The 23215-nt window shown below is 53.4% G+C and carries 17 protein-coding genes; 8 read left to right on the plus strand and 9 right to left on the minus strand.

Annotated elements, in window-relative coordinates; all coding sequences use genetic code 11:
- The first annotated feature begins 17 nt into the window (after positions 1–17).
- The 3 genes from ATY27_RS06760 (at position 18) to ATY27_RS06770 (ending at position 5028) form a co-directional block, all read left to right on the plus strand.
- A complete protein-coding gene (locus ATY27_RS06760; protein WP_208932049.1) occupies positions 18–1409 on the plus strand; it encodes a PhoH family protein in 1392 nt (463 codons plus the stop codon).
- Between the two features lie 108 nt (positions 1410–1517).
- Complete coding sequence (locus tag ATY27_RS06765; protein ID WP_208932048.1) at positions 1518–3947, plus strand: hypothetical protein; 2430 nt, start codon at positions 1518–1520, stop codon at positions 3945–3947.
- A complete protein-coding gene (locus ATY27_RS06770) occupies positions 3937–5028 on the plus strand; it encodes a hypothetical protein (RefSeq protein WP_208932047.1) in 1092 nt (363 codons plus the stop codon). Before ATY27_RS06765 ends, ATY27_RS06770 begins: the two co-directional genes overlap by 11 nt.
- Here the strand turns inward: ATY27_RS06770 and ATY27_RS06775 are convergent.
- Together ATY27_RS06775 and ATY27_RS06780 are read right to left on the minus strand one after the other, a co-directional pair.
- Complete coding sequence (locus ATY27_RS06775; RefSeq protein WP_208932046.1) at positions 4994–5926, minus strand: hypothetical protein; 933 nt, start codon at positions 5924–5926, stop codon at positions 4994–4996. The two genes, ATY27_RS06770 and ATY27_RS06775, sit on opposite strands and share 35 nt — an antisense overlap.
- A complete protein-coding gene (locus tag ATY27_RS06780; RefSeq protein WP_208932045.1) occupies positions 5923–6573 on the minus strand; it encodes a choice-of-anchor H family protein in 651 nt (216 codons plus the stop codon). The genes ATY27_RS06775 and ATY27_RS06780 overlap by 4 nt, the downstream gene beginning before the upstream one ends.
- A 104-nt stretch (positions 6574–6677) precedes the next feature.
- On the opposite strand from ATY27_RS06780, the gene ATY27_RS06785 reads away from it, so the two are divergent.
- Positions 6678–7505 (plus strand): RNA pseudouridine synthase, encoded by an 828-nt coding sequence (locus ATY27_RS06785; RefSeq protein ID WP_208932044.1) that lies wholly within the window; start codon positions 6678–6680, stop codon positions 7503–7505.
- Between the two features lie 58 nt (positions 7506–7563).
- On the opposite strand, the gene ATY27_RS06790 is transcribed toward ATY27_RS06785, so the two are convergent.
- Positions 7564–9534, minus strand: a complete 1971-nt coding sequence (locus ATY27_RS06790; RefSeq protein ID WP_208932043.1) for a hypothetical protein — start codon at positions 9532–9534, stop codon at positions 7564–7566.
- Positions 9535–9559: 25 nt separating this feature from the next.
- The gene (locus ATY27_RS06795; protein WP_208932042.1) at positions 9560–10531 is read right to left on the minus strand and encodes a D-2-hydroxyacid dehydrogenase; all 972 of its coding nucleotides are present in this window, start codon (positions 10529–10531) and stop codon (positions 9560–9562) included.
- Positions 10532–10663: 132 nt separating this feature from the next.
- Between ATY27_RS06795 and ATY27_RS06800 the strand changes: the two genes are divergently transcribed.
- On the plus strand, positions 10664–11377 hold the full coding sequence (locus ATY27_RS06800; protein WP_208932041.1) for a transporter substrate-binding domain-containing protein: 714 nt from the start codon (positions 10664–10666) through the stop codon (positions 11375–11377).
- On the opposite strand, the gene ATY27_RS06805 is transcribed toward ATY27_RS06800, so the two are convergent.
- The 5 genes from ATY27_RS06805 to ATY27_RS06825 form a co-directional block, all read right to left on the minus strand.
- Positions 11368–11790 (minus strand): group 1 truncated hemoglobin, encoded by a 423-nt coding sequence (locus tag ATY27_RS06805; RefSeq protein WP_208932040.1) that lies wholly within the window; start codon positions 11788–11790, stop codon positions 11368–11370. The two genes, ATY27_RS06800 and ATY27_RS06805, sit on opposite strands and share 10 nt — an antisense overlap.
- On the minus strand, positions 11778–12617 hold the full coding sequence (locus tag ATY27_RS06810) for a DUF3034 family protein (RefSeq protein WP_208932039.1): 840 nt from the start codon (positions 12615–12617) through the stop codon (positions 11778–11780). The genes ATY27_RS06805 and ATY27_RS06810 overlap by 13 nt, the downstream gene beginning before the upstream one ends.
- Positions 12614–14935, minus strand: coding sequence for an EAL domain-containing protein (locus ATY27_RS06815; protein WP_208932038.1), 2322 nt, complete (start codon positions 14933–14935; stop codon positions 12614–12616). The genes ATY27_RS06810 and ATY27_RS06815 overlap by 4 nt, the downstream gene beginning before the upstream one ends.
- 229 nt (positions 14936–15164) lie before the next feature.
- Positions 15165–15716, minus strand: a complete 552-nt coding sequence (locus ATY27_RS06820; protein WP_208932037.1) for a cohesin domain-containing protein — start codon at positions 15714–15716, stop codon at positions 15165–15167.
- Positions 15717–15742: 26 nt separating this feature from the next.
- Positions 15743–18265: an ExeM/NucH family extracellular endonuclease gene (locus ATY27_RS06825; protein WP_208932036.1), complete on the minus strand. Its 2523-nt coding sequence runs from the start codon at positions 18263–18265 to the stop codon at positions 15743–15745.
- A 337-nt stretch (positions 18266–18602) separates the two neighbouring features.
- Here ATY27_RS06825 and ATY27_RS06830 point away from each other — a divergent pair, with 337 nt between their 5' ends.
- Genes ATY27_RS06830 through ATY27_RS06840 form a run of 3 tightly spaced genes read left to right on the plus strand, consistent with a single transcriptional unit; the run spans position 18603 to position 23208 of the window.
- The gene (locus tag ATY27_RS06830; protein WP_208932035.1) at positions 18603–20876 is read left to right on the plus strand and encodes a patatin-like phospholipase family protein; all 2274 of its coding nucleotides are present in this window, start codon (positions 18603–18605) and stop codon (positions 20874–20876) included.
- A gap of 17 nt (positions 20877–20893) precedes the next feature.
- Positions 20894–22399, plus strand: a complete 1506-nt coding sequence (glpK, locus tag ATY27_RS06835) for a glycerol kinase GlpK (RefSeq protein WP_208932034.1) — start codon at positions 20894–20896, stop codon at positions 22397–22399.
- Complete coding sequence (locus tag ATY27_RS06840; protein WP_208932033.1) at positions 22399–23208, plus strand: hypothetical protein; 810 nt, start codon at positions 22399–22401, stop codon at positions 23206–23208. Before glpK ends, ATY27_RS06840 begins: the two co-directional genes overlap by 1 nt.
- The last annotated feature ends 7 nt before the right edge of the window (positions 23209–23215 follow it).

The raw sequence follows: 23215 nt of genomic DNA on the forward strand, positions 1-23215 counted from the left end.
CTGCTAAGGAGCTGCATATGGCGCGAAGAAGAAGTAAAGACATAAAAATCTACGTCCTCGATACCAATATCCTGCTGCATGAACCCTTCGCCTTCTTAAATTTTCAGGAACATGATGTGGTCATCCCGATGACTGTGTTAGAAGAATTAGACCATATCAAAGACAAACACAAAGATGTCAGCCGCGAAGCTCGTGTGGCGATCCGCGCACTGGAGGACGTGCTGAAGGATGCAACCCCGGAGCAAATGCTACAGGGCGTGAAATTACCGCAACATACCGATGATAAAGCCAGTGGTCATTTATTCATCGTCAATGACCATCATATCAGCGACCAGATCCCCGGCTTGCCGGGCGGTGAAAACGACCACCTGATCATCAATACGGCGTTGTTTTTACAGCGTGAAAAAGCACCGGTCAAAGTGATCCTGGTGACCAAAGACATCAATATGCGTCTCAAAGCCAAAGGCGCCGGCTTAAAACTGGTCGAAGACTATCGCACTGACCAGCTGATCGATGACGTGCGGTTTTTGTATAAAGGTTATTTTAAGTTTGCCGGTGATTTCTGGAGTCAGGTCAAAGATTGCCGCAGTGAAAACGAAGGCCGCGACACCTACCACTATTTGCCACGCACATTATTACCCAATGCCTACATCAATGAATATCTGGTGGATGAGCACGAAACATTTGCCGGCCGTGTGGTGTCGATCAACGATCAACAAATTAAAGTGTTGGACCTGGGGTTTGAGCGGATGATGCACCGCCACGCTTGGGGCATTCACCCGAAAAACATTTATCAGGCGATGGCGCTGAACGCCTTACTGGACCCGGATATGGATTTGGTGATCCTGACCGGGCCGGCCGGCTGTGGCAAAACCCTGCTGGCGCTGGCGGCTGCGTTGGAACTGGTGATTGAACGCGGCATGTATGACAAAGTGATCGTGACGCGCAACACACCGGAAATCGCTGAATCGATTGGTTTTTTACCAGGCACTGAAGAAGAGAAAATGGCGCCATGGCTGGCAGCTATTACCGATTCGCTGGAAGTGCTGCATAAAACCGACGAGCACCCACACTCCAGCGTCAACTACATCATGGATAAGGCCAACATTCAGTTTAAGTCGGTCAATTTTATGCGGGGTCGCAGCATTCAGCACGCTATCGTGTTGCTGGATGAATGTCAGAACCTGTCCGCGGCGCAGCTGAAAACCATCATCACCCGCTGTGGCGAAGGCACCAAACTGATTTGTTCCGGGAACCTGTCGCAAATTGATAGTAACTACCTGACTGCGGTGACTTCGGGTCTGACTTATATTGTGGAGCGTTTTAAAAACTTCGAAGGCAGTACCACGATTAACCTCAATGGGGTGGTTCGCAGCCGGCTGGCCTCCTTTGCAGAGGCCAATCTGTAGCGGTTTTACAGATGTTAACAGATTGACTTGCCTGCGTAATCCGTTAGGCTAGTCAGTCTGTTCTGTCGTCAGCATGTCGCTGTCCGCTTACAAGGATGCCGTCCCACCGTGAAACTGTTTTCCTGGTCCAGTTTGTTTTTTCTGCTATCGCTCAGCTTTTTGTGGGGTTGTGGCTATTGGGTCTGGTTGCAGACCAATCAAAGCCAGCAAACGCAACTCTATAGCCAGCTCAGTCTGCAACTGGAACGCAGCGAAGTATTACTGGAAGACTGGCAAAGAAACTACCGTTTACATCTGGATTATTTGCGGGCGGATTTAGCGGGCATGACGCCGGCGACCACCGACAATGTGATTTATGACCCCTGGCAGGAACTAGACGACAAAATTCAGCACGCGCCCTGGCCGGATGCATTGCTGGGCTATGCGTTGCTGGACGAAGCCGGTCGCGCTGTCCGCCTCAGCAATAGTGTCGCCGGTCAGTTGTTTACCATTACGGCGACCGATTTCAGCAGCAATCATCAGTTCCTGACGCCGATGGTATTGCCTGCGTTGTGGGTTGCGCCTGTGCACCTTGAACTGAATAATCAGCACCTGCTGTTCTGGTTCGACTTGTCTGCACTGAAGCAAAATCTGCAAAAAGCGCAACAAAGCGGCGCCGGCGAAGTATTACTGGTGTCTGCGACTGCGCAGTTGGTATCGCCCAGCCGCTATCAACAAACGTTATTGGCGCGCTTTGGACTGACGGATCTGCGTGATGACCAGAGTCTGAAATTTCAACTGAAACGCCCCCCGGAAGACTTAACCCGCAGTAGTCAGCGTTATGACGGCAGTATGGCGTGGCCGGCAACGCCACTTGCACAGTTGATGAACGCCAGTAAACAAGGGCAGACGCCGTTATTTGTGCCGAATTATCTTGGACGTTCCAGTGTCGCCAGCTGGCGTTGGTCAGATAGCTGGCAGGCTTACCTGGTGGCAGAGCGCGATCTTAATAGCCTGCAACTGCAGCGCAAAACTTTGCGGCAGTATTTGCTGCTGGGATTATCGGCGTTGAGTCTGATTTTGCTGTTGTTATTTTGGCTGATCCAACGTGGTGTTCAGCAGCAGGAGCAAGTTGCGGTGTTTGGCGGGAATGAGTTGTTACCTTCGCCAGAGCTGGCTGAAACTACTGCTGAGGTTACGTTGCCCGCAGCAACGCCGGTCACGGATCCTGGCTTGGTGATAAAACCGTTAATCGTGGAACCATCAGAGCAACAAAACCAGTTAAAAATAGCTCAAACCTTATTACAGGCCTGGTTGACACAACCCTCATCCGCACACAACCTGCGGGAGATCTCAGAACTTTGGTTACAACAATCCCGCACTGAGACGCAAGGCCCGGTGTATTGTCAGCCGGCATTATTACTGAGTTTGCAATTAACCCATTTGCAACAGCAGGTAGCCAAAGCATTGTTATTGGAACTGGCGCCGGATCTGCCGGCCTGGGTTAGTTTGGATGCCGGGGCTTTGCGCGATGCGCTCGATTGGGTGGTACGTCTTCGTCTCGCGCAGCATGATGTCAGTACTGTGATGATTAAAGTCGTAGTGACGGAACCGCAGCGGTTGATGCTGGAGATCAGCGATGATGGCGATACTGTCGCGACCGGACAATGGCTGACCTTATTGCATCCGGGCCAGGATCAGACGCTATGGCCGGCAGCACTGCAACGACTGCAACAGGCCGGTGGTCATTTGAGTGCGGCACAGCAACAATTCAGTGGCAATAAGTTACTACTGACTTTGCCGTTACAGGTATTGGCAGAAGCCCGTCCCGGTAGTGAGTTGCAACTGATTGATGGTGCGGCATTATTACTGTGTCCGGCCGGTGATGCACAACAGTTGTACCGGCGGATGCTGAAACAAACCGGGTTAGCGCTGATGCCACTCGATGATGCTGCCCAATTCATGCAATGGTGCAGCGAGCAAAGTGACGCCCGGTTGGATTACCTGATCCTGGATGAAGCTTTTATCAATGCCGATCAGCAAATTGCGACACAAGTATTTCAGGTGGTCCGACGCTATTTCCCGCAGCTGGCATTACTGGTGCTGGCAAAACAGCCCGATCAGTGGCAGACATTGCAACAGAGCTTTCAGCTGCGATTGATCAGCAAGCCAGTGCTTGGCGGGGCCTTGCAACAAGCCCTGGTTGCAACCGAAGGTGCTGAATTTGGTCCTCAGGTGCGGCGCGTCTGGCTGGCACCGGCCAACACTGTGGATGGCTGGGTGTTGCAACAAGTATTAAGTCAGTTGGGCTATCAGCCGATGACGCTGCTGCCGGAACAGGCATTACCGCGTAATGAGCTGTTGATGCTGCCGCTGGAGAATTCAGCGAAGTGGCAAGGCCAGCTGACCCAGCAGCCCTTGCTATGGTACACCGCCCAGCCGGTCGCGCTTGATGCGCTGGACGAGTCGCAGCTGGTCTGGACTCAATCGCAGGGGCTGGCCATGCTGAGTCAGCGTTTATTTCAACTTTCGGAAAGATTGATTACGGATGAAAATTAGCAACCCGCTGTTAAACGAACAAAAAAGAAACCGCCGCAATGGTTTGGTACTGATTATCCTGCTGGCCGTTTCTATGGCGTTGCTGGACTATCTGATGGCGTTATCTGACCGGCTTGATTTGCGGCAACTGCAGTTAAATGCGGCGACCAGTGATTTTGATCATCAGTTGCTGCCGCTGTTACATCTGGCAGAAGTGATGCAAACCAAAGCCAGTCAGGCGCTACAGCAACCACCAGCAGAATCTTCGCTGCCTGCAGGGCAGCTGACTGCATTGCGCCCGGCAGATCAATCACAAAAAGTCCAACCCCTGACAGCTGCTGAAACTGCCATGTTACAGCAAATGGAGCCCTGGTTTCGTCAGCAGTTACAAGCAACGCGGTACTTGCTTAATGTGTCTTACATTTCTGAAGGCTTGCACTGGTTTCATCTGACTGATGCGGACGCCAGCTCCGTCGAGTTGGCCAATGTGGCGGTGCAACAAATCGCCGCATTGGTCCATATGCAGCTCAATAGCAGTTCGGCCAATATGCTGGTATTAGATGAACTGAAACAACGGTATGCGCTGCATATCCCGGTAAAGCTGGACAAAAATGTAGTAGGGCATCTGCTGCTGGAAATTGATTTGCTGGCGATGTTACAGCAGGTCAAAGTTTCTCAGCATGGCGCCACGCTGATGCTGATGGACAAAGTTGGTAAAGTGTTGCTGGCCGTGCAGGATGGCCAGTTAGCGGATGCGACGACTTATAATGGTTCGGATCAAAATGACAGTTTACAGCAACTCGAGTCATTACCCTTTGCCCTGCACATCCAGCCAGATGCGGTGCGTGACACCAGGGCTGAACTGATCCGCTTTGCCAGCGAATTGTTGCTGTATAGCATTCCGCTGCTGGTGTTGTACTTCTATATGTTGTCACGTTTTAAACGCAAGGTGTTGCGGCCGTTTGCTCGTCTACTGATCCACGTGGCGCGATTAGAGCGTGGTGACGTACAGGGTGTTCGTCATGTCCCGCTGGAATGGGAGTCCGTGTTTAAACAAACTGAACAGCTCAGAGATCGAGGGGCGGAAAAGTTCGTTGACTGAACTGCTTGCTACGCAGCGCGGCCTGAAATTCCGGGCTGACCTGCCCTAATTTTAATGGGGCTGGCCCGGTCGGATCGATCAGTAATAAAGATGCATCTGCAAAATCAATGACTTGCTCTGTATCTGTGGCCGGAACCTGCGCGGCAATAACGGCATGGTTGGGCAGGTAGATGATTTTGATCATCAGCGTTGGGAAAATCAGACGCATCACCGTCGCCCATAACACAGCTTTGCTGTCACAATCGCCGTTGTGGTCGAAAATTAGCTGCACCGGCGGGGCATAACCTTTGCCGTTGGATTCTATGCGGTTATCCAGGTCGCGGTATGGGATCTGCTGGATCCACAAGGTCAGCCGGGCGGCGATTTGGCGGATATTTTTTTTGCCATAGTTGGCGATAAACGCATCAGCCACCGGTTGCAGTTGTCTCACTGCATCCCGCATAAAACGCAGATGATCGGGGATTACGCCTTTGCCTTTGACCGGATCATCCAGCAGAAAATAATAACCCTGCGCCAGATACTCATCTAACGCTGAATTTTGCAAAGCACGCAAAGTCGCTGCGACAGCAGCTGCTTTGTTATTGTCATCGGCCTGAACACTGAACTGCAGCGGTAAATTCGGTGGTGAAAACTGGATCCGCACACCCTTTTGCTGTAACGAAGCGGCTTTGCGTATTAACGCATGCCGGACAGCCTGTTCTGCCAGATGCGGCATATAACGTTTCATGCCTCGATATTGATTGAGTAATTTGTTGTCGAGGCGAAACACCAGTGCCGGTTCCGCTGGTAACTGGTAACTGAACTCGGTTTGCTGGCCTGCGGCTGTGCGTTGTAGCAGCATTTGTGCTGACGCTGTACTGCTGCTTAGCAGCAATAACGTACATAAAACTCGTTTCAAGACATCAGCTTCCGCCGCTTCAGGTATAACCAGCTTAATGCCAGCGGCCAGAAAAAGCCAAGACTGCCGCCAGATGATTCATGCACTATCACACTGACAGGTGTGTCCGCCGGGCCGTCTTCCAACGCCAGATTATTCAGTGCAGCCGCTTCATACCCTGAAATTTCGGCGAGTTTTGCACCACTGCGTGCATCACGCAGTTCAATTTTCAGTTTGTAATAATCGCGCGGTAAGTCACGCATATCGACTTCAATGGCGAACCAGTCACTGCGGCTGCTGCCATATAAAGTAAAGATACTGCTGGTATGAAAGATCCGGTTCAGACCGGGGCCAATCAGGCTGTAGACCGCATACACCGGCTGTTCGGTATATTGCGTATGAGCATCAAAACGAATGTAAATCTGCGTATAAAAACGGTCGCCATCGCGGTCGTGCCGCAGTGTTAAATCTACCGAATCAAACCAGCTGCTACTGCTGAAATCCTGGTTCAGTGTGATGGCCGACGGGGCGGTATTTGCATCCGTATTGGCGGCCGCTACGCTGGCGTCGGCGTGGATCTCACGGGTAGGTAACATCTGTTCAGTCGGATCGGCGTGTAGCGTGCAGCTGGCCAGTGCAAGTAAACAGGCGGTCAGTTGGGTTTTCATAGGTGATTCTCCGGTGGCTTTGGTATGATCCTCGTCTCTATGCTCTGAATCTTGGCTGAATCCCTCAGCACTTGTTTTATTTGAGTTAAAAAGCTGAATAACTTATGAAATTAATCCGACGTATCGCCGTGACCGAACCCGGACAGGCCATTGAGTTGCTGGTCAAAAACTGCCCTGAATTGTCCAAAGGCCGGCTGAAAGACGCCATGAACAAAGGTGCCGTGCAACTGGTGCAGGGCAAGCAGCACAAGCGGCTGCGCCGGACACAGGCTGAAGTAGTGGCCGGCAATGTGCTGGAATTGCATTATGATGATGACATCCTGCAGCGCCAGGCCAATGCGCCGGTATTGCTGGCGGATGAACGCGGCTACAGCGTCTGGTTTAAACCGGCGGGCCTGTTGTCACAAGGCAATGAATGGGGTGACCATCTGGCTTTGTTGCGGCTGGCAGAACAACATTTTACCCCACTACGGCCGGTATTTTTGTTGCACCGGCTTGATCGGGAAGCCAGTGGTCTGGTGTTGATCGCCCACCATAAAGCGATGGCTGCGACGTTAAGCCAGCTGATCCAGCAGCACAAAATTGAAAAAACATATCGCATCGTGGTTTCCGGTGTACCGGACGCGACGTTGCAGGCACAAGGTGAAATCAACCTGCCACTGGATGGCAAGGTCTGTTGTACCCGTTTTCGCCTGGTACAAGTTCTGCAGCAGCCAAGCCGGGCGGTGTTGGAAATCGACCTGATCAGTGGCCGCAAGCACCAAATTCGCCGCCATTTTGCTGCGGTTGGCCATCCTGTGATGGGCGATCCGCAATACGGCATTGGTAATCAGGACCCGGCGGGTCTGGCGTTGCAGGCGACGAGATTAGCGTTTGAGTTGCCTGGCAAAGGCTTGCGACAGTATGAATTACCGCCGGCGTTACGGCGGTAAAGCAAAGGGAAAGCGCGTATCATACCTGCGCGGTCGGGAATGCTGCGCGATGCGCCGTTTAAACTGGTTGCTGCTTTAACGGTTGACAGCGTAGTTGCAGCAGACCAAGCGCCAGCGCATTGCTGATATCCTGGCGTAAATTATCCGCTTGCCAGCTACAGGGTACTTGCTGGCTGGCGCTCAGTGCAAAATGTAACAACTCGCCGGCAGCGGCTTGTTGTTGCTGCCAGCTGTACCACACCAGTTCACGCAGGCCGTTGATATCCTGTTCTTGCCAGTCGTGTCCCAATAATGCGGTTAATTGACCTTGCCAGATGCGGAATGCGGGTTGGCCGGGCAGTTGTTGCTGGATGGCCGATAACCCCTGCCAGAGCCGTTGTTGCCATGCCGCATCGGGTTGACTGACCGATAACCACAACACATCGGTATGCACGGTGCTGTCGAGCAATTGCGCACAGGCCAGTTGTTCCAGCAAAGTCCGCATTGATTGACGCAGCAGATGTTCACCGGCCGCCAGTTTGAATTCACTGATTTGCTGCAGTTGCACCGCGATGAGACATAACGACGGATCCCGCTGTTGGTCCTTGCGCAGCTGCCGGCCGAATGCTGTCCAGCTTTTGACCCAGACTTGTCCGGGCGGCGTGATCTTAGGCTTACGGCGCCGCCGAATAAAATAAAGCAGAACACCCAGCCAGCTGACGAGCAGCGCCGCCAGCAGGCTCCACAGCCAATATTGCTGCATGCTGTTCTGCACTGACAGTGTTGCCATTTCTTGCTGCTGCTGTAAGCCTTTTGTGAGTTGGTCCAACCGCTGCTGTTGTTGCGCGGCCTGTAATTCAAAACGGGTCTGATAGGCGGTCAATGCTGTCTGATAGGCCGCTTGCCATTGACCTGAGCTGGCATGAATTCGCGACAAGACATCCCAATACTTGTTTTGTAAAAATACCGGCAGAGTGTCGACTTGCAGGTCGGCCGGCAGATAAGCGCGGGCCTTCTCCAGTTGTTGCTGTTGCAGCGCTACTTCAGTCAGGGTGATGCTGGTTTCGTGCTGCATACTGCGATTACCCAGCTGCTGGAACAACTGCGCGGCTTTCAGCAGTTGCTGTTCAGCCGCCGCTGGTTGATGCTGAGCCAACGATAATTGCGCCTCAGAGAATGACAGTTGTGCGGTGAGGTAGGGATCTTTTAGCTGTTGCAGCAAATCGCGGGCCTTTTGCCGGGCAACTTCGGCGCGGGTTAAATCGCCCGCTGACAGCCAGACATCCATTTGCGTCAGCAACACAGTGACCAGCTGATTGCGACGATCTGGCATCTGCAGGAACTGCTCAGCCTGATGCAGGTGATCAGCTGCCAGCTGATGTAATTCCAGTTTGTCGTAGGCCATGCCGAGGCGTAGATGGATAGAGCCAAGCGATGCCTGATCGTCAGATTGTTGCGCTAATTCCAGGGCTCGGCTCAGATGTTGTTGCGCCATACTGAAGTTGTTTTGTTGCAGCGCCAGCCTGCCGGCAATCAACCGGCTTTGTAGTTCAGCTTTAGGCAACTTGTATTCAGTGGCAATCGCCACGCTCAGTTCAGCATATTTTAGTGCAGCAGTGATGTCGCCGCGTTGGTTGTAACCTTGGGCAAAACTTTCATAGATACTGGTCTGCAAAGCGGGTTTATCGTCTTCATGGTAGGTCTGCAGCGCTGTTTCTGCTTGTTGCAGGACTGCGATCGCCGTTTTGCTGTCGCGAAACATAATGCCGTAAACCAGTGCTTTATGTTGCAACGCTTCGATGTGCAAAGCCGGCGTTAACCCCAGATCAAGCGCTTTATCGACTGCGGATAAAGCGCCATCTTTATTGTGCATTTTCATGTAGCCGTGGCTGAGCAACAGCCACTGTTCTGCTGTGGGAGCCGCCAGCGCGGTGAGCTGGTTTATGGCTGTACCTGGATCGGCCTCAACTTTTTTCCGTTCGGCCTGAAAATCAGCAGCTGCCGCGGTACTGAACCAGCAAAAGGCAATGAGAAAGCACAACAGACGCATCAGCAGCTCCGGAAAAAGACCAGGGTCAGGGACAAGACCCGATCATATTGCAAGTGCGTACCGGGGAGCCAGCAATATACGCCAGAATGTTGCCGGCCAGTTGCTGTACCAGCAATTGCATCGATTCGGTGGTGGCCCAGGCAATATGCGGACTGAGTAACAGATTCGGTAGTGCGACAGTCAGATACGGATGGTCAGCCGGCGGAGGCTCCTGCACCAGTACATCGAGGGCAGCGCCTGCCAGCCGGCCTTGTTGTAAGGCCAACAGCAGCGCGGCCTCATCAATCAGTGCACCGCGGGCAGTGTTGATCAGCAAAGCACTGGGTTTCAGCCAGCTCAGCTGTTCGCTGCCTAACAAAGGTGCTTGGTTGGCCTGTGCCGGACAATGCAGGCTGATGACATCAGCCTTCGCCAGAGCCTCGCGAAAGGCTACCCGACCTGGACGGACAGAAGCGGCATCCGGGCGTTCTGCTAGACAAATCTGCATGCCAAAAGCCTGCGCCAGTTGCGCAGTAGCCTGACCTAAGCCGCCGTATCCGACCACTGTAAAAATTTTGCCTTGCAGGCTTTGTACCGGTTGCTGATGCAGACAAAAAACCGGGCTCTGACTCCATTTTCCGCTCAAGACAGCCTGCTGTTGCAGCAAGATCTGATTGTTCAGCGCCAATAACAGCGCCATTGCATGTTGCGGTACCGCACCGAGCGCATAATCCTGCACGTTACAGACCTGAATACCCAGTGCGGTTGCTGCGGCCAGGTCCACATTATTGGTGCCGGTGGCGGCAATACAAATCAGTCTGAGCTGCGGTGCCGTCGCCAGATCGGCTGCGCTAAGCATCACTTTGTTACTAATCACCACGCTGGCGTCACGGATGCGCTTTGACACTTCTGCAGCGCTGGTTGTCGGGTAACAAAGCAGCTGAGTGCCTGCGATCTTAAGCACAGATAAATCGGCGCCCGCCATAGTGTCCGTATCCAGAAACACAATTTGCTGCATCAGCCTGAGTCCTTTTCATCAAAAAGGTTGCTTTTACCAGACCAGACCTCTAAAAATAAAGCACTTTTTAAAACAACACAGCGGAGTCGGGGATTGGCACGGCAGTGGCAGTGTGAACAATGGACCCGGACAATGGCCAGGCAGACTCGTCTGCTGTGTTTATTTGCCTGTATCAGCATCGGCTTACCACTGCAGGCAAAAACGATCACCGTAGCGGCTGGAGCCTGGGGCGGTATGTCGGCTGCCGATGGCAGCGGGCTGTATTTTCAGGTGCTGCGGGAGGCACTGAGCGGCACCGACATTGAGTTGAAATTCCGGGTAACCAACTGGAAACGTGCCAAACAGATGTTTTATGCCAACCGCGCGGACCTGTTACTTGCCGACTATCGCAGCAATGGCAACCGGCAGTTTTTTCCACAGTGGCATATTGATATGGACCCGCCGGTGGTGGCGTTTAGTCTGCAACCATTGCTCAAAGCCGATGGGTTACAAGGCAAGACGGTCGGCTGGATGCTGGGATATGACTTCGGTCAGTTTATACCGGTACCAGTCGAAGGCGTGGAAGTCTCTGCTGAGCAATTTGGCTTTGATATGTTGGAGTATGGCAGGCTGGATGCCTATATCAGTTATGATTACAACGTGCCGCAGGCGCTCAGACCTAAATTAAAACGTTTACAACTGTCACCGGCGCAACAATTATTCCCGGTATTTCAGAATACCTTTACCGGCCGCCAGCTTGCCGCTGAATTCGACCGTGGCATGCAGCGGTTGTATCAAAGTGGTCGCCTGCAGCAAATCTATGCCGAGCATTACCAGCAAGCGAGCTTTCCTGCGGTTCAGCGGTAAACCACGTCTTTGTACATCGGAGCCAGCTTTGCCAGCAGGCGGTTTTGTGCACCAATCGCTACTTTCTGTGCCGTCATCACTTTAATTAAATGATCGACCAGATTATCAAAATCGGCCTGAGTGATCTGAAAACCGGTATGGCTTTCCTGCATCGTAGCACCGCTATAGCGGCACGGCCCGCCACTGAGTTCACACAGCTGTTCAATCAATAACTTGCGAAAACGCGGGATGTCGGTGTCTTTAAAGTGCTGGACGATTTGCGGATCCTGTTCAATCTCAGTCAGCAGACCATCAACCAGCTGGGTCACACCGGTTTCGGCGCCCAGCTGCTGATATAACCAGTCTTTCGGTTCTGGTGCGCTGCTGCAGCCAACCAACAATAACAACAGGGCAGAGCGGATTAAAACGACCATGTGGACTCCAGCGCCAGGTAATATCCGGTTTGACGGTCAAAGGTCGCGATACTGCCAAGATCAACATGGCCCGCCACCAGACTCAGGTGTTTGTTGGCGAACCAGGCGACAAACACATCGCGCCAGTGATCTTCGCGCGCAAACGCCAGTTCGTTGGGTTTTTGTTTAAATTCAGCACCGATGGCCCATTGCGGGTTGAATAGCAACACTGCCGAAAATTCGCCGACCCACTGGTAATGGTCATTGCTGACCGTACCAAAACCAAGCAATCCGGTTTGTTGGCCTTTGGTACCGCGTACAGTGGCGTTGAGTAAGACGTTGCGTCCCCACAAAGCATCAAGCCAGACTTTACTGGCGGCAACATAGACATCGGTGCCACTGTCACGCCGGGCGCCGACAGCGGCAGGGATGGCAAAATCCAGTTGTTTTTTCAGTTGCAGACCCACACTGATCTGCGGTATTGCGCTGTACAGCAGCTCTCCGGCAATTTTATATTTCAGGCCGATGATTTGTTGGTTCAGCTCACCGCCCATCGTATCGAGTTTTAATTCCTGCCGGCCAAAACTCAGTTCGTATTTGTTGTCGTAGGACAGCCCGATGCCTTTACTGTTCAGCGTAAAATCGTCGACGCCAACCTGACTGGCGTAACCGGTCACCGACCATTGCTCAGAGCTGCCATAGCCATTGATCACGGCCCATGGCACTATGCCCCCGCCGGCAGCGCCTTCAACGCTGGTGGCTCCGCCAGTGGCCAGCACTTTGCTGCCGGCGGCGGTGACATTCATGCTACACAGTAATAATGCGGTACACAGGAGCGGTTTTTTCATGAAACCTCAGGAAACCATCTGTCGTTGTTTTGCTGAAACTCGGTCAGCCAACCGCTCAGATCCGCAGCTTTCAACGGTTTGGCGAAATAATAGCCTTGTACTTTATCTATGCCGGCGGCCTGTAACTTGGCAAGACCCGCCAGATTCTCCAGCCCTTCGGCAGTCACCAGCAAACCGAGACCATGTGCCAGCTCGGTTGTTGTCTGTACAATCAGCGCATCATTATGATTATGCTCAATATCTTTGACAAAGGCCCGGTCAATTTTCACTTCATGCACCGGCAAACGTTTCAGATAAGCCAGCGATGATTGGCCGGTGCCGAAGTCATCGATCGCCAGTTCAATGCCCATTTCGCGTAACGTTTGCAGGTTTTGGATCACTTGTTCCGGATCTTGCATTACCGCACCTTCAGTGACTTCAAGTGCCAGTGCTGCTGCCGGCAGCTGATGCTGTGCCAATAACGCCGCGATTTGCCCCGGCAAATCACTGCTGAGTAAATCATACGCTGACAAATTGACCGCGACCGTCAGTTCTATGCCTTGTTGCCGCCATGTTGCCAATTGCCCGATCACCTGTGCAATCATCCAGTCGGTGACCCGTGAAATCAGCCCGGAATGCTCAGCGAGGCGGATAAATTCATCGGGCGGTACAAAGCCGAGTTGTGGATGTTGCCAGCGGATCAACGCTTCGGCCGAGTGTGCGCTGCGGCTGTGCAGACTGACTTTGGGCTGATACACCACAAACATATGACCGGATTGCAGCGATAACGGTAAATCGTGTAATAAGGTCAGTTCCCGCTGGTGACTTTCGTCCTGACCTGGCTGATATTCGGCAATGAGCTGATGGCTGGTTTTGGCGTGGACCATCGCGATCTCAACCCGGCGCAGCGCATCATTGGCCGTTCCGGCCGACGCCGCCGTCGGGGCCGGGGCCTGATACAACGCCAGTGTCAGCTTCAGGTTTAAACGGGAATTGTCCAGAGTAAAATCATGCGACAGCAGTTGTTGCAGTGCTGGCAGGTCTTTTTGTTGTAAAAGTGTTGGACTGACCAGCAGGAATTCATCACCACCGAGGCGGGCAATCATCGATGCCACCGGCCATGCTTTCACCAGCCGTTGTGACAGCTGCACCAACAGTGAATCGCCATTTTTATAACCAAAGGCATCGTTGACGTGTTTAAAATCTTTGATATTGATCAGCAATAACCACAGTGGCTGACTGCTCAGTAGCATGGGTAACTGCAATTCCACCAGATGACGGTTGGCAAGGCCGGTCAGGGTGTCATGCTGCGCCTGAAACAGAATTTGTTGTTCACGCTGGCGGATATCTTGCTGCATTTTTTGCAGGGTTTCACTGAGTAAACCAACTTCTCCGCGTTTGATCGTCGGGGCCTGCAGTGCCTGACCCAAACCGATAGCACGGGCGAATTGGGTCAGCAGCTGCAGCGGCTCGGTAATACTGCGCGCCAGTCCAACCGCGAATAACACGGCAAGTGTCAGACCGAGACCAAAAATTGCCAATAACTGAGTGCGGGCCTGTTGATAGGTTTCCTGCCATGGCGCTGTCGATAAATGCAACAGGGCACTGATAGTGCCGGCGCGGTCCAGCGGACGCTCGGTGGTCAGTAGTGGCTGATCCAGTACTTGGAGTGAGATTGGTGCCGGGGCCACGGTTAAGTCCATCTGTTGCACCGGTGCCAGTGTGGAGGCCAGCAGTTCTGCACCGGCAGTGCCACGACCAAACACAAAACTGATATCCAAATCGGTCAACGCTTTAATCTGGCCGGCGAGTGCGGTATCCAGCGCAAAGCCCATCGCCACCCAGGCAATCAGCTGCGGCGCTTTCACGGGGACCATCACCATTTGATACGCGTTGTTGCCGATATGCACGATATCGGACACAGAATCCTGACCGGATAAGCGCATATCTTTGAATAACTGTGTGATTTGATCAGCGCTGACGTCCTGGCCGCTGCTGGCGATCAGCTCACCCTGGGGGGTCAATAACACGGTGAGTGTGGCATCAATACGGCTGCCATGATTTTCCAGTACCGAGGCAATGGTGTCCTGTTCACGCAACGCGACGGCCTGACGAAAGCCAAAATCGCTGGCCACCAGCCGCACTGAATTCCCCAGCTGGGTGGCTCTGTTACTTAGCGCTTCCTGAAATACCCGGCTGGCAACATCCAGCGCCTGACGCGCCTGTGCCGCGCTGTCGCGTTGCATCGCGCCAAGTGCAGCAAAGCCCATAGCCACCGTCATAAAGGTCAGCATGCCCAGCAATAACAGGATCAGACGACTACGCAATGAATCTAACATGCCACCTCAAGCCGGTGTTTCAGCAGTAAGCACTCGGAGTGCGTCTGCTGATTATTCAATTGATACAACAGATTAACCTGATTTTACCCAGAAGGGTGAACGCATCAACCATAGCAGTTAATTAAGTCTGACTCAAAGATCTGTGGTGGATTGGTGCTGTAAACAGACGAGCGGCAGCAGAAATGACAAAGCCGGCAAAGGCGCCGGCTTTTTGGGAAAACTATCAGGCTTAAGCGCGACGGCGCGCCAGCATCAGCAGTGCCGGTAACAGCAACAGGGCTGTTGCAGGAGCCGGTACCGCAGGACCTGCCACATTGACCAGGCCATTTTGCAGACTGACACCGTCAACCATACTGCCCCAGGCGTCAGTCAGTTCGACGTTGCCCAGAGTCAGTTTATGCAAACCACCACCTAATGCCTTAAAAGTGATAGTTGCCAGCGTGAAATCCGGGCCTTGTACTGCAGCCAGATCCCAGGCGAAATCAAACAGGTTCAGTTCACTGATGGTCAGTTTGCTGCCACTCTGGCTGTAGTCGCCAAAATTTGGCTCGAACGGCGAGAAGTGCGGGCCAAAAGTCACAGACTCAAAACCGAGCGCAGTTGTCCAGTAACTCAGGTCCAGTTTAAAACCAGCCAGGCCATCTTCATAACCTTGCACCCGGATTTGCGCCTGTACCAGTTCATCTTTCTGGTATTGGGCTTTGTCCAGTTCAACTTTGATCACGGTGGCCTGGCTGCTGAAAGTCAGGCACAGCGCGAATAATGCAATTAACTTTTTCATCTAAAATTCCTACTGTTTATTCGTAATTATTTGATAGCGCAACGAGCGTAAGTACACAGCGTTGCCATGGCACGGGCGTCACTGCTTGACACCACGCCGTCTTTGTTAAAATCGTATTCCAGACCCAGTTTTACACCTGATTTCAGCAGGTTGTTAAACAGAGTGATGTCGTTGTTGTCGACGTCACCGTCTTTATCCAGATCGGCCGGGTTTAACGCTTTCAGTGCCAGTTCGACCACAACCGGATCATGGTCAGAGCCACGGAACGCAGTTGGTTGATAGAAATCAGCTTGTTGCTGCGCCGTTTTATCTTCCATGTTGTAGTCAAACAGCGTGGTCTCGTCGGCATTGATATGCCATTCCATCGCATAAGTGACCTGAGCAGATAAAGCTGAGCTGGCCAACGCATGGTCCAGATAACCGCTTTCACCGCCAAACAGGTAAGAATAACCGCGGTTACCCTGGAACTTCTCCACCAGGTTGACAAAGCCTTTGCCGACCAGCGTATGGATTGGATCTTCTTTGGCGTAGGCGTTTAAGTCGCCCATGATCAACACGTCTTTATCAGCAGAACCGGTTGGATTGGTGGCAAGCCACGCAGTCAGTTCAGTTGCTGCCTGCACGCGGGTAGCATTCCAGCAGCTCTGGCCGTCTTTCAAGTCACGGTCAGGATTGCTTGAACCACTTGGGCAGCTGCCTTTTGACTTAAAGTGGTTGACGGCAAAAGTGAACACTTCATTGTTGGATTTCTGTTTGAAGCTTTGGACCAGTGGCTGGCGGTTACCAAAGCCAAATACGCCGGCGCTGGTGGTGACGGCATTACCAAGCGGCGTCACTTTGGCTGGTTTATACAACATACCGACGCTGATTTGATCAGTGCCAAGTTCAGTGCTGCCAGGAACCTGCACAAACTGGTAAGTACCGGCGCCGAGACGCTGATTCAGCCGGCTGACTAAATCGACGATAGCGCTGGTGCTGCCATAGCCGTCGTTTTCAATTTCCATCAAACCGACCACATCGGCGTTGATTGCGCTTAACGCCGCGACAATTTTGTCGGCCTGACGTTCAAATTCAACGGCTGTTGATGCGCCGCGTGAGGTTGGGAAACCACCGCCCTGGCCATCACCGTTGAAGTAGTTCAACACGTTCGCGCTGGTTACCTTCAGGTTGCCAAGGTTACGCATGACTGGTTGTTCTTCGCGCAGGTTGTTGGCGGTGAATTGCACAGTACCGGCAGGCAGTAAACGCCAGGCGCTGAAGCTATAGTCCAGGATCCCGCTTAAGTTGGCATTGACAGCATCACCGACACGGACCGGGTTGTTCATATTCAGGCCCGGTGCAGGATATATGATATTGGCCGGGTTTTTCCCATTGACGAGGTCATCCAGCACGATTTTGCTGCGGCTGTTTTGTGACGCCAAGGCCACCGCTTCAGCTGTACCCGGGCGGAATTGGTTGGTTGGTGTGAACAGGCGTTGTGGTGCCAGTGTCAGCTCGCCGTAAGTGCCAAGGTTATAGTGATCGGCAACGACCAGCTGTTGCGGGAAGGTCACCTGCATACTTTCCAGGCTTTCCCACTGATTCAGGCTGTTCACCGGCAGCGTCACGCTAACAGGTTGCACCGGAGTGGCAGTGCCACAGGCAGCCAGGCCAGTGCGGCGAATTTGGGTTTTGGTGAAATACTCTTCGACTTTGCCGAGGACCCGGACTTTATCACCAACTGCCGGATAATCTGCTGCTGCATCGTTGTATACGAAAATAGCTTCAGAAGTGGCCGGGTTGTTGTCAGAATCGCTGGTTTCTTCCTGAATATAGAAGCCGGTAGCAAACGCAGTGACCCGGCTGACGACAGCCTCTACCACTACTGTTTTACCTGCTTCTGGTGATGCAGCACCAGCACCTTGCACGGCACTGATTAACGTCGCGCTGTCACCACAGTTACCAATGACCGGACCGACTGGTGGGACTACCACACCGCCGCCATCACCGCCGCCATTGCCTGATCCACTATGGCTGCCCAGATTACTGAATTCGTCTTTGGCGTAAAAATCCCATTCTAAGCTGGGATCAAACGCATCACTGCCATTGGCGTCGCCCTGCACAACACTGCTTTTCCGCACTAAAGTGCGGTCGTGGGTGAAATTGTTATTGCTGCCCCATGAGGTGCCTGGATCCATGCCAATCTGACCAAAGACATCAATTAAATCAGCGCCTTTATATAAGGCGATGGCATCGTCACCGTTAAAGTTGCTGGTGCCGAACGTCATATTGCTTTTGGCAGCCAGTGCCGCGGCAGAGGCGGTATCAGTTAATACCAGCGTGCTTTTGGCGGCCAGAGTGCCGCTGAGCGGGACAGTTTTGCCGGCAGTGGTGGCGCCGTTGGAAAACACTTTGATGGAATAACCAGTCAGATCCAGTGCGACATCGGCCGGATTGTATATTTCCAGTGCTTTATTGTTTGACGAGCCTTCGACATACTCAGAGATAAAGGGTTCTGCATGCACAGCCGGGGCCAGCAGCATTGCCAGCAACAACATATTCAGTTTCATGATGACGTCCGTTTGTAAGAGCTTTGGTTGAATGTCCCGGACCCTGCGCAGGGTCTGAGCGGCTGGACGGCTATTATTCTGCATGTGCTCCGACCAGGGGCTTGTACGTTAAATGACCTTTGTGACAATTTCAATAAAGGCTTATTAAGTTTTTCAGAAAACATTACAGCAACTGTAAAGTAACCTGACACATTTTTAAGCTAAGCTGTTGATCTGAGAACAGGAAAATTTTGAAAAATTTATTTACACTGCTCAGCAGATTTTTAACGCAGATGTTTTAAATCCTAGTTTTTATCAATAGCTTGTATTGGTATAACAGCAACAGGAGAAAAGGCCGATGTTCCCAGTCCGCTGGTTTGTGTTCGGAGTGATGTTGCTGGCACACCAGGTTGCTGAGGCTGAACATTCGGTTAAACAACCGGCTGACAGTCCCTGTGCCCGGGTGCAACACCGGCCTTGCGTGGCTCTGGTACTCGGCGGTGGTGGCGCTCGTGGCGGTGCCCATCTGGCTGTGTTACGCCAGCTCGAAGCGCAGCAAATCCCGGTAGATTTGATTGTCGGCACCAGCATCGGCGCTTTTGTCGGTGGCTTGTATGCGCAGGGTAAATCCCCGGCCGAGATTGAAAAACTGTTGTTAGAGCTGCCGTGGAGTGATGGTTTCCGTGACCGGGTGGATCGGGATGAAGTGCCGGCGCGGCGCAAAGATCAACGCGATCAATTTCCGATCAACCTGGATATAGGCGTTGGCCCGGAAGGTTTACGTGTGCCCAAAGGCGTGCTGCATGGTCAGGCCATGGCGGGATTGTTGCAGCGTGCGTACGGCCTGGCACCTGAGCTCAGCAGTTTTGATCAGCTGGCAGTGCCGTTTCGTGCCGTTGCCACCGATTTGACCAATCGTGAAGCGGTGGTGCTGAGTCATGGCAATCTGCTGCATGCGGTCCAGGCGTCGATGTCCATTCCTGGTGTAGTGCGGCCGATGATGTTGCAAAATCACCTGTTGGTCGATGGTGGCGTGGCTAACAATTTGCCGATCAGTGTGGCCAAGGCGTTAGGAGCCCAGCACGTCATTGCAGTGTCGATTGACTCGCCATTGCTGGCTGGCAGCGAATTAAACAGCGCGATGGCGATCACTGAACAACTGACCAACTTTCTGGTGGCAGAAGCGGTCAGCCGGCAGCTGGCATTATTGGGGCCCGCCGATGTGCTGATCCAGCCGCAGCTGAAAACAGTGGGCACGCTGGATTTTGATAAAATGCCGCAGGCCATCGCAGCCGGGCAGGTTGCGGTCACGGCGGCCCGTACCGCACTTGGCCGCCTGAGCCAGCCGGCCTTGTATGCGGCCTGGCAACAGCAGCGTGTCAGCAAACCACAACAGATCGAACTGACGGGCGTTGCGCTGGAAAATCACACTGCGCTGGATGACCAGTTGCTGTTGCAGCGCTTAAATCTGCCGTTGCAGCAACCGGTGTCGTTACAGACGTTGCAACAAGGCGTCCGGCGTATTTACGGCCTGGATATGCTGGAACGCGTCAGCAGCACTTTGCAGCAGGATGCTGAAGGTAAACAACGGCTGCTGTTAAAAGCAGAAGCCAAAAGCTGGGGGCCCGCTTATCTGAACTTCCGGTTTGCGCTGGAAGATGATTTTGAAAATACCCACAACTATCAGCTGGCAGCGTCCCATCTGTGGACCGGTTTGTCGGCCTATGGCGCTGAACTGGAAAACGTTGTGGCGCTGGGCACTGACAAGCAGTTGGCCAGTACTTTGTATTGGCCGCTGGGATTGTCCGGTTTTTATGGCGAGTTAAAGGTTGATCAGAGCCGCACTGTATTCAGTCTGGAAGATGATGCCGGCCGCTCCGGCGGCGAATTAAATCAGCGCGAGCTGACTTTACGCGCCGCAGTGGGCTGGGAACCGGTCGATCCGCTGCAGATCTCGGTTGGACTACAGCGTCGGGACGGTCGTTTCCGTCTGCCCGCGATTCTGGCGCAGCAACTGCCGTTTGATCGCCTGCCGTATTTGCGGCGCGGCACCAATATGCAAATGAGTTATGACACGCTGAACAGCCGCAGTTTCCCCAGTCGTGGTGTACGGGTTGACGCCAACTGGCAGCGACTGAATGACGAATACCTGTCGGTGCGCAGTCAAAGCCAGTTGTATGGCTTGCAGGCGCAGGCGGCGCGCCAGTGGCAGTCGCATATTTTACGTGGCCGGCTGCGGTTTGACCGGGTTGATGGGCCGAATAATCTGGTCGAGCTGGACCAGTTTTCGCTGGGTGGCTTGCTGAATCTGTCGGGTTATCCGAAGAACTTTTTGTTCGGCTCCGAAATACAGTTTGCCAGCCTGGTGTATCAGTATCAGTGGCCGGAGTCGCGGCTCAGTTTGTTTAAAGCGCCATTTTATCTGGGCACGTCGCTGGAGCGCGGGCTGGTGCGGCAGTCGCGGTTTAGCGCTGTTCGCGATGTGCAGGTAGACGACTGGATTTGGGCCGGCAGTATTTTCGCCGGCTGGGACAGCCCATTTGGGCCGCTGTATCTGGGTTATGGTCAGGCTGACTCTAACTCGGCCGAGCAGCCTTACCGGTTTTATTTGTCATTGGGGCAAACCTTCTGACATAAGGAGTGAAAACAGTGACTGACGGCACATCAACGCAGGACGTGATCCTGGCGATAGATCAAGGCACCTCATCCAGCCGTGCCATGTTGTTTGACCGCAATGGCGTGGTGCGGGCGCAAGCCCAGCAGGAACTGGCCTGCGATTATCCGCAAAGCGGCTGGGTTGAACAGGATGCCGAAGCGCTGTGGCTATCGATATTGACCGTTTGTCGCGAAGTACTGGCGCAGGCCGACAGCTTGCAACTGAAAGTCTGCGGCATTGGCATCACCAATCAACGTGAAACGACCTTGTTGTGGCGCCGTGACAGTGGCGATGTGGTGGCGCCGGCGATTGTCTGGCAAGACCGGCGCACGCTGCAATATTGTCAGATGCTGCAACAACGTGGTCATCAGGCCTGGGTGAGTAGCCGCACCGGTTTGTGTCTGGACCCTTATTTCTCTGCATCCAAGCTGAACTGGTTACTGCAGGAGCCGGCGCTGCGTCTGGCCGCAGAGCAGGGCGAGCTGGCGTTTGGCACTGTTGACAGTTTTATCCTGTGGCGGCTGACGCGCGGCCGGGTGCATGCCACGGATACCACCAATGCCAGCCGCACCTTGTTGTTTGGCATTCAGCAGTTGCAATGGGATGCTGAATTGCTGGAGTTGTTTGATATTCCGGCGCAAATTCTGCCGCAAGTGCGGCAAAGTGCCGACGATTATGGCCGCACCGACGCGCATTGGTTTGGCCGCGAACTGCCCATTGTCGCGCTGGCTGGTGATCAGCAGGCGGCGGCGATCGGTCAGGGTTGTGTGCGGGCTGGTGGCTTAAAAAGTACCTATGGCACCGGCTGTTTTGCATTGTTGAACACTGGTGAACATTTACTGCAGTCCAAACATCAACTGCTCAGTACTGTGGCCTGCACCGTGCAGGGCCAGACGCAATATGCCCTGGAAGGCTCAATTTTTGTCGCCGGCGCCGCAGTGAAATGGCTGCGTGATCAACTTGGTCTGATCAAGGACGCGGCAGAAACGGAAACGCTGGCGGCCAGCCTGACCGACAATGGCGGTGTTTATCTGGTGCCGGCCTTTACCGGCCTTGGCGCGCCGTACTGGCGGCCAGAGTTGAAGGCGCAGTGGTCCGGCTTAACGCTCGGTACCGGCAAAGCCCAGCTGGCCCGTGCCGTGCTGGAAGCTGTGGCCTATCAGACCGCTGATTTATTACAGGCCATGCGTGCTGATGGTGCTGCTTTGTTAAGCCTGCAGGTGGATGGTGGCATGGTGAATAACAGCTGGTTCTGTCAGTTTCTGGCAAACGTGTTAGATATCAATGTGATGCGGCCGTTACAGACCGAAACCACCGCTTTTGGTGTGGCTTTGCTGGCCGGTATTCAGCTTGGTTGGTATGCCGATTTAGACGCTTTGCCAGAACTGGTGCGGGCTGAATCCTGGTTTTATCCGAATTTAAGCGCTGGTCAACGCGCAGAACTACTGGCCGGCTGGCAGCGCGCGGTAGCGCAGTTGCTGGCAACGGAGAATCCCTGATGTTATTGAAATATCTGCAAAATGTGCAGCAGGGTAAAGCGGTTAATTATCAGAAACTGCTGGCATTATTGCCGCCGGCGTTTTATCAGCGCCGCACTGAGCTGTTTAAAGTCAAAGCCAGCGGCGCCGGCAAGTGGCAGGTCAGTATTGCCGATGCCGCGTTGTTTCAGGCCCTGCTGCAAAGCGCCGGTACACCGGCGGATCGCGTCACAGCCAGTTTGCAGGGCGACTCACACCGGGTGCAGACGTCCCATTGTTATTTACTGTTGTATCACGCTGCTTGTGCCGGCCCAAGGCCGGATCTGGTGCTGGCCACCGGCAGCACTGCAGGCGATGGGCAGCCACAGCTGAGCCTAGGCTTCGAGCCAAAACCAACCTTGTTACTGATTGAAAATGAAGAAAATTTCTTCCGCTACCCACAAGTGCTGACGCTCTGTAGCCAGATGTTGGCGCAGTCTTTTGCGCTGACCCACTGTGATGTGGCGCTTGCGGCCGGGTCCCGTATCGGTTCGGCGTTGTTAAGCCCATTGCTGGAGCAATATCAGCAGGTTTATTGCGCCTTTGATTTTGACAGCGCCGGTTTGGAAGTGTTTGACCATCTGCAAAAACGTTATGGCCGCAAAATACAGTTTGTCGTGCCACCTGATTTAACGCAGTGGCTGGACGGTTTTCGCGCCGAGCCCAAAACGGCTGCACAGCTGCAACGCGCGGTGGACCTGGCCGATCAACATCAGCTGTATGGTCTGGCGCAGGCGTTTTTGCAGCGCAAACGTTTTTTAGAGCAGGAAGTGTTGCTGGCGGAACACTGAAAGTCTG

The sequence above is a fragment of the Rheinheimera sp. F8 genome (genome assembly GCF_001518915.1).